Annotated in this window: 2 protein-coding genes; both read right to left on the bottom strand. The window is 51.8% G+C overall.

The window, feature by feature from the left end:
* Positions 1-91: 91 nt before the first annotated feature.
* Positions 92-541, bottom strand: a complete 450-nt coding sequence (locus tag BUA29_RS12180; RefSeq protein ID WP_143148950.1) for a hypothetical protein — start codon at positions 539-541, stop codon at positions 92-94.
* Positions 538-1,149: RHS repeat-associated core domain-containing protein (locus tag BUA29_RS11930; protein ID WP_143148949.1), on the bottom strand; the 612-nt coding region annotated here is incomplete at its 5' end. The genes BUA29_RS11930 and BUA29_RS12180, both read right to left, overlap by 4 nt.

Here is a 1,149-nt window from a genome sequence, read left to right as displayed (position 1 = left end):
CCCCGTCACCCTTGGCTCCATGCTCCCCATCAGACATGAACCGTTTCCACTGGAATCGCGATTGAGCCCACCGACTACGCTTCCCGTGTCATTAGTCGCAGGCCACTATTCGCATGTTCGCGCCCTGCTCCCACGCCTTGTTGAACTCCACATCAGCCTCAGGGATTTGCACAAGCACATGGATTGAAGGCTGAGAACCGAGCCCTACACGATATAGGTAGTTTTCTATACCTAGTTTTTCGGCTTTACCAACATAGCGAACCTCACCAACGCTTTCATAAAATTTCACATTTGGATTAAACTTAGGAAAATCTGGAAAATCGCCAACGTAAATCCCGCCTCGTGCGTCACCGAACTTCAGCTCAGTCGTTTCAAAATCAGTCGCCCCCTTTTCAGTGGGCGCATGCAAAACTTTATCAGGCAAGCGCGCACAAATTCCAAAACGCTCACTCACCGGTATATCGCGTTCCGAGGAATGACACGACGCAAGCGCCAGTGAGAGAACAAGCAACAAAACGCAGGGACGAATGAACTTGATCATGACGAGCATCCGCAACCGATCACATTGACGTCGCTATCAAGAATTCCCTGTATTTCATGGTATTTCGGCGTCGCCCCATTCAGATCGCGGTCCATAATTGCCCCCGGGTACATCCTAGTATCGGGCAACCCCATGAGATGACCTGCTTCATGCGGGTAATCCATGTCGTTGGGCCATGACGAGACTTCCCATACGACTGCCGCATTGAGGGTAGCTCTAGCACGATCCTCGACACCTGGTGAGCGCCCAGCTTTCACGTAAATTATATTGCCAGCACTATTCCACCTACTCATGGGCACAACCACTAGGCGCACGTTGAATCCACCGAATGACCCCGTCCAAGTTCGTTGAATCGAGTTGATAATTCTTTGCCGGGTTTGTTGACTGCCTCCACTGAATGCGACTGGTAGCGCTATGTCTACGTTGTTCCCCTTTTGACATACATAAGCGATTAGTCCCGACGGATCGATCGAATTAACTGGATTTCCACCCACATAGACATAGGTATTCAATCCCCCCGCCAACCCAATCGGGTCACTCTGCAGATACCGCCCCGCCTCGGCCAGGTACTCGCGGTAGCCGTTGTGCCACAGGCCCGACTCAGTGTC

This window comes from Thermomonas hydrothermalis (genome assembly GCF_900129205.1).
GTDB lineage: Bacteria > Pseudomonadota > Gammaproteobacteria > Xanthomonadales > Xanthomonadaceae > Thermomonas > Thermomonas hydrothermalis.
Note: the sequence above shows the minus strand (reverse complement) of the source record. Positions and strands in the feature narration are given on the sequence as shown.

What these genes read in the sequence shown, in the direction of transcription:
- BUA29_RS12180 (WP_143148950.1), bottom strand. Translation starts at nt 541, where the DNA reads ATGATCAAGTTCATTCGTCCCTGCGTTTTGTTGCTTGTTCTCTCACTG.